General features: G+C 56.1%; 5 protein-coding genes and 1 pseudogene. 4 read left to right on the top strand and 2 right to left on the bottom strand.

Translation table 11 applies throughout. The features are described from left to right. A partial coding sequence (locus NW839_RS10635; protein ID WP_414351510.1) for a serine/threonine protein kinase occupies positions 1-1,596 on the bottom strand: 1,596 nt, incomplete at its 3' end. A gap of 369 nt (positions 1,597-1,965) precedes the next feature. Between NW839_RS10635 and NW839_RS10630 the strand changes: the two genes are divergently transcribed. The 4 genes and pseudogenes from NW839_RS10630 (at position 1,966) to NW839_RS10615 (ending at position 4,656) form a co-directional block, all read left to right on the top strand. Next, on the top strand, positions 1,966-2,934 hold the full coding sequence (locus NW839_RS10630) for an NAD(+) kinase (RefSeq protein ID WP_414351512.1): 969 nt from the start codon (positions 1,966-1,968) through the stop codon (positions 2,932-2,934). A gap of 59 nt (positions 2,935-2,993) precedes the next feature. Further along, a pseudogene (locus NW839_RS10625) lies at positions 2,994-3,631 on the top strand (histidine phosphatase family protein). Between the two features lie 127 nt (positions 3,632-3,758). Next, a complete protein-coding gene (locus NW839_RS10620) occupies positions 3,759-3,962 on the top strand; it encodes a patatin-like phospholipase family protein (RefSeq protein WP_414351508.1) in 204 nt (67 codons plus the stop codon). Beyond that, positions 3,946-4,656 carry a patatin-like phospholipase family protein gene (locus NW839_RS10615; protein WP_414351507.1) on the top strand — a complete coding sequence of 237 codons (711 nt, stop codon included), beginning with the start codon at positions 3,946-3,948 and terminating at the stop codon, positions 4,654-4,656. Before NW839_RS10620 ends, NW839_RS10615 begins: the two co-directional genes overlap by 17 nt. Positions 4,657-4,759: 103 nt before the next feature. Here NW839_RS10615 and NW839_RS10610 read toward each other — a convergent pair whose 3' ends face one another. Further along, a complete protein-coding gene (locus NW839_RS10610; protein ID WP_414351505.1) occupies positions 4,760-5,803 on the bottom strand; it encodes a DUF58 domain-containing protein in 1,044 nt (347 codons plus the stop codon). Positions 5,804-6,133: the final 330 nt, after the last annotated feature.

Raw genomic sequence — 6,133 nt, 5'->3', positions numbered from 1 at the left:
GGGTGCCGGTGTCGGAGTCGGGGTGGGTGTCGGCGTTGGAGTGGGAGCAGGTTCGAGTGTAGGTGTTGGGGTTACTTCAGCGGTAGGGATCGGATCCGGTTCTTCCCGGCTATCGCGGATCGTTGGGCGTGGCCACAGCAAAAAGGCGGCCAGCAAAGCCATAACGCCCAGGGATCCCCCGGCCAAAACCCACTTCAGGTTGCTGTCGGAAGGTTGCAGAACCGTTTGGGGGGCAGCTTGCCGCAGAGGGCGAGTGCGGGGAGTATCGGTTCGTGCCGGCGTGGCAGGGCGAGCGACAGGGGGATCCTGAACGGTCGGGAGAGCGTTGCTGGCTGGGATCACTGTGGAGAGCGTTTTGGGAGTTTCGCCCCCACTTTGGGGAGAGGGATCCGGTGTTTCCGGCAGAGCTTCTGCTGAGGAGGGTTCCCGCTCGGTGATGTAATAGGGGATCCCTGCACCTGGGGAGGGGGGAGAGACCGGCTCATCTTCGATGAGATCCAGATCCTCATCGCGGATATCTTCAAAGGCTCTAGAAGCTGATCCTGTATTGCGGGTGGTTTGGATTGGTGGCTTGGGGTCAGAAGAGGGTGGAGCATCCCGTTGAGCCTTAGCGCTGCCGGTGGGCAGGATCACAGTGCTGGCTTGGCCACTAGAGAGTTGGGTGGTTGCCGTCAGGTCATAGGCTTGCAGCAGTCGTTCCCCCAGCTCCCGCATCGTTTGCGGTCGTTCGTCTGGGTTTTTTTTCAGGCAATCCATCACCACGGCTGCTAAAGGGGGTGGGATCGGCTGGGGGGCTGCCTTCGGGTTGATCTCGATTGGGCTTTCGTAGCAATGGGCGTGGATCCAGCTGTGCAGGGAGTCGGTTTCCAGCTGAAAGGGCATGGATCCCGTCAGCATCTCGTAGAGCACTACCCCAAAGGAGTAGATATCCGAGCGGGCATCCAAGGCTTTGCCCCGTATCTGTTCGGGAGAGGCGTAGCGAGCTGTGCCGATAAATCTTCCCCCTTTTTGGGTGCCCAGGCTGAGGGTGTGATCCGCCAGGGTTTTGGCCACGCCAAAGTCGAGGATTTTCAGTTGGGGGATAAGCTTGCCATTTTGAAAAACTTGCTCGATGAAGAGGTTGCTGGGTTTGATGTCGCGATGGATAACGCCTCGAATCTCGCGACCCTCTACCTTGGCCTGAAACGTGTGGGCAAAGTGCAGCCCCTCACAGGCCTGCAAGGCTAGTCGAACGGCTTGTCGAACCGGCAAAGCCCCTTTTTCTCGGATCAGCTTGCCCAGATCCTGCCCCTTGAGGTACTCCATCACCAAGTAGGCCTGCTCCCCCTCTTGGCCGTGATCCAAAACCTTGACGATGCGAGGATGCTGCCCCAGAAGGGTGCTAACGCGGATCTCTTCGGCAAAGCGACGGCGCAAGTCTGTCTGGAAGTCGCCCCGGCTCAGCAGCATGGGGGCATATAAGATCTTGACAGCTACCTCTTGGCCGTTGTTGTGTAAGTCTAAGGCGCGGAAGACGGATCCCATACCACCGCTACCAATTTCTTGAATCAGCTGGTAGCGGTTGCCCAAAATGCGGTTGGTGAGATCTGCGGTCATGGGTTTGCAGCTTGGAGAAGAGGAATTGCAGGGGGAATGTCCATACCATAAACCGAATTGCTGAGGTCTGCACCAGCCTACGCCGGTGGCTGAACTCAGGGATCCGGATTGGGGCCATCTGTTGGAAATGGCGGGGTTTTCGGTTGATTCTTCAAGGTGACTTCTCAGATTTACTTAACTGTTACTTAAAAGTTGTAGAAGAAAGCTCTGGCGGGGGCAGTGACGCTCAAGGGAGAGCTGCGGTGATCGGTTTCACCGTCCAAGAGAACATTTTCTGGTTAACTTTGGGGGGGATAGTCTGGATTATCCTGAGCAATCCCCAGTCTGAAGAAGGGGACAATCGACAGGGATCCCTTGATGAGGTTGACCATGGACTTGGGCTTGGTGGTGATTGCCTACAAAGAGGGGGATCGGGAGAGCAAAGCCGCCTGCCAGAGGTGTGCGGAGCAGTTGCGCCGGCGCGGTGTTACGGTGTTGACAGCTCCCACTGGCTTGCACCACAACCCCTACCCAGTCTTTTTGGAGGCCACCTCGGATCCCATCGATCTGGCAGTGGTGCTGGGGGGAGATGGCTCGGTGTTGGCGGCGGCACGATACCTAGCCTCCTATGGGATCCCGATTTTGCCAATCAAAGTGGGGGGTAGGCTGGGGTTTTTGGCCCAGTCGGAGCGGGTGCTGCAACAGGATCCCTGGGATCGCATTCAGGCAGGGGATTTTTTCTTGCAAGCCCGCATGATGTTGCAAGCCCAGATTTGGGAACAGCCGCAGTTGGGGCAAGGGGATCCCTTGGCCGCCCGTGGAGAGGGAAAGTCGCAAGGCCGTCCGGCCAGCGAAGTCTACTATGCCCTCAATGAGATCTGCCTGAAGCCAATCAACCGAGAACGGCTGCCTGCCGCGATCATGGAGATCGAGGTCAACGGAGAGATTTTGGATCAGTACCACGGGGATGGCGTGCTGGTGGCCACACCGACGGGATCCACCTCTTACACTCTGGCAGCCAATGGCCCCATCCTCGAGCCCACCCTCGACGCCATCATCATCACCCCTATTTGTCCCCTGAGTTTGTCTAGCCGTCCTATTGTCATCAGCGGCACAGCCAGGGTGGACATTTGGCCTCTTGCCGATCCCGAAGGGTTGACCCGCCTGTGGACAGATGGCGTGTTGGCTCAGTCGGTGAATCCCGGCCAGTGGGTTCACATTCAGCAAGCACCTACACCGGCCAAGCTGATGATCCTGGAAAAAGAGCTCTCCTACTTTCGCACTCTGCGGGAAAAGTTGCAGTGGGCAGGTAGCCGCATTTACATCCCCACCACCAACCACCGCCCCGAAGGGGGATAAGGAGAGCTTAAAGTTGGGCAGCTAGAGTGGCAAAGTTCGCTCCCATAAGCATATTTCCCATGAGCCTGAGACTTTACCTCCTTAGACACGGAGAAACTCCCTACAGCCGTTCCGGCAGCTTTTGCGGCGCTCTCGATCCCGACTCACCCCCGAAGGCAAACAAATGGCAGAAGCCTTTGCCGCAGCCTATGCTGGGATCCCTTGGCAAGCTCTCTACGTCAGCCCAATGCGGCGCGCCTTGGCTACCCTAAGCCCCCTGGCCGAGAAAGTTGGCTTGCAGATGCAGATTCGAGAGGGCCTAAGAGAAATTCACTACGGCGAGTGGGAGGGCAAAACCCACGCTGAGGCGCAAGAAGCCTACCCAGAAGCCTATTGGCGCTGGATGACCGAGCCAGCCTGGAACGCGCCCCCAGGGGGGGAAACCGCTGTGCAAATTGCCAATCGGGCTATGCCGGTTGTGGCTGAGATCCAGGAAAAATGGACCCATGGCAACGTCTTGATCGTCTCCCACAAAGCCACCATTCGGGTCATTCTCTGCAGCCTGCTGGGCATCGACCTGGGTCGCTACCGGGATCGCATTGAGGTTTTGGCCGCCTCGGTCAGCGTGGTCAAGTTCGACCGCTATGGCCCCCTTCTGGAAATCTTAGGGGAACGCAGTTATCTGCCTTCCGATCTGCGGGAAAGGGCAGGTACCTAATTGTTAGAGGGAGCAAGGTTTAGGATTCTTGAGGTCTTTTGGGTCTCTTTTTGAGGGAGCAATCATGGGCAAGAAACTGGGATTAGCACTGGGCAGCGGCGGAGCGAGGGGATGGGCTCATATTGGTGTGATTCGAGCTCTAGAGCGGGCTGGGATCTCCGTTGACTACATTGCTGGGACGAGCATTGGCGCTTTTGTGGGAGCCATTTATGCAGCGGGAGAACTGGATGAGCTGGAAGACTTTGTGCGAGATCTTAACTGGAAGATGATTTTGTCTTTGTTTGATGTGGTCTTTCCCACCTGTGGCCTGCTGGATGGCAACAAAATTTAATGAGCTGCTGACAGAACATTTGCAAGAGCTGTGTATTGAAGAGGCCGGGATCCCCTTTTGCTGTGTGGCTACCGACTTGATCACAGGCCAGGAGGTGCTGTTGCGTTCGGGCAAAATGGCAGATGCCGTGCGGGCCAGCATCTCTATCCCAGGAATTTTCACTCCCTTTCACCACGAAGGGCGCTATCTCGGAGATGGAGGCATTGTCAATCCGGTGCCGGTGCGAGTGGTGCGGGAGATGGGGGCCGATGTTGTCATCGCGGTCAATCTCAACCATGTGGATCCCGCGGATGTGGAGTCGCAACTGGAAGAAACAGAGGTGGAAGAAACCCTTCAACGGCGACAGCGCTTGAATGCTGAAGGAGAAGTGATCGAAGAAGAAACCAACTTCATCACCCGCATTCGCAAACGCTATCAATCCCTACAACAAGGGATCCAAGAAAAAATTAGCCAATGGTTTCCAGATGAGCCCTCTGGTCCCAATATTTTCGACGTTATTGGCAAGACGTTGAACGTGATGGAGCAAATCGTTACCCGCAGTGTTTTAGCCGAACATCCGCCGGATTTGCTCTTACAACCCAAGCTGAGCCAGTATGGGATCTTCGATTTTCATCAAGCAGATCCGATTATTCAGGAGGGCTATCGACAAATGCGGCGGGCCATTCCAGAATTGCGACAAAAGTTGGAGCAGTGAACCACCACTTCTTCAGCAGTTTAACCTAAAGCTTTGCAAGGATCTGCGCCCAAGCTTTCCAAACAATCTCAGATGGATCCTGCTATCAAAATGGGCCTGAAGCTCACTCAATTGGGATAAATTGCAACAGCGATCCCGTGTGGATGAGATGGGCCGGGGCAGATTTTCCATCCTGGCCAGGATGGGCCAGCAGCACACAGCGATCTTGAGGGGTGAGGTCAAACTCGACAGAGGGATCAGGTTCTCTTTCCAGTGGAGGGCTGAGCTGGGGATCCCCGACAAAAGTAAGTCGTGCCAACACGGTCAGCAGGTGATCTTGATGGGCCAGGTCTGACCCAAAAGGAGTCCGCTCTTGTAACGTAACAAGTGCTACCGGGTAACCTTCTCGCATCAAGTAGAAGAGGATCCCGGCACAGCGCTCTACAGCTCGCTCCAACTTGTCTCGATGGATCTCGGGCCTCTCTTTCTGGGGCTGCCAGCGGTTTTCAAAACAGAGGGTGATGGCCTGGGCTCGTGGACGCTCCAACTCCCGCACGATCAGTTGATCCCGTTTGGCCGAGATCTTCCAGTGGACAGAACGCACATCGTCGTGGGGTCGGTAGGGCCGTAAGCTCAGGTAGTCTCCCTCTCGACCAGGCTGGGGGCGCAATTGGTTGCCGCTGCTGAGCTGATCCCACAGCGCCAATCCTTGAACCGGGGCGAGCCGCGGAAACACGATCACCGTTTGGGGATCCCTAATCTCTACCGCCTTGCGGAAGAGTTCAAATGGAAAACTGGTGGCAACTTCAAAACCTTGCAACTGCCAGACTCCCCGCTTTGAAAAAGTATGCTGATAAAAAGTGTCCACCTTGGCACCGGGATCCACCCGCAAAACATAGCTGGAAGGCCAATCTTCCCGCCTCAGCCCCTCAATGCGTTCGCTCACCTGCAACGAGAAGCTGGGCAGGCGCCGTTTGCGATTGACCAGCGTGAGACCCACCAAGACAGGCTGGCCGGCGAAAATGCGGCTAGGCAACTGCCGGCTGACCTCCAGATCTTTGAGGGTGAGATCAGAGAGGGTGCCACTGATGAGAATAAGGCTGAGCAGCATCCCCAGCAACAAGTACAGGGGATTGTTGCCGGTGTTGAAAGCAGCAATACTTACCAACAGGGCGATCCCGACAAACCGCCCCCCAATACGGGTGAAGCGGAAGCGGCGCAGGAAACGAACCTGGCGCCTTGATTCCTGCTCTGAGGAGAAGATCCCCAGGTTTCCCGTCTGTTGAAGTAGTGGAAGAACTAGTTTTCGGCTTCGTTTCCACAACACCGCAGTCCCCTCATCACTCCTTCATCCCCGGCCCCTCTCCAAAGGAGAAAGAGGTCTGGAATCTACAAGCTGCTTCAGTGTAATTTGAAATCACCATAACCAGTGCTACGGGCAGGTTTTTTCTGAGAGGATTTCAGCAATGGCCGCAGCCACCCGCTCTTGTTGACAGGT

Source organism: Synechococcus sp. R5-15, assembly GCF_047462035.1.
GTDB lineage: Bacteria > Cyanobacteriota > Cyanobacteriia > Thermostichales > Thermostichaceae > Thermostichus.
Note: the sequence above shows the minus strand (reverse complement) of the source record. Positions and strands in the feature narration are given on the sequence as shown.

Excerpts from the sequence above, each read along its gene's own strand:
- NW839_RS10630 (WP_414351512.1), top strand. The coding sequence starts at position 1,966 with ATGGACTTGGGCTTGGTGGTGATTGCCTACAAAGAGGGGGATCGGGAG.
- NW839_RS10615 (WP_414351507.1), top strand. The coding sequence starts at position 3,946 with ATGGCAACAAAATTTAATGAGCTGCTGACAGAACATTTGCAAGAGCTG.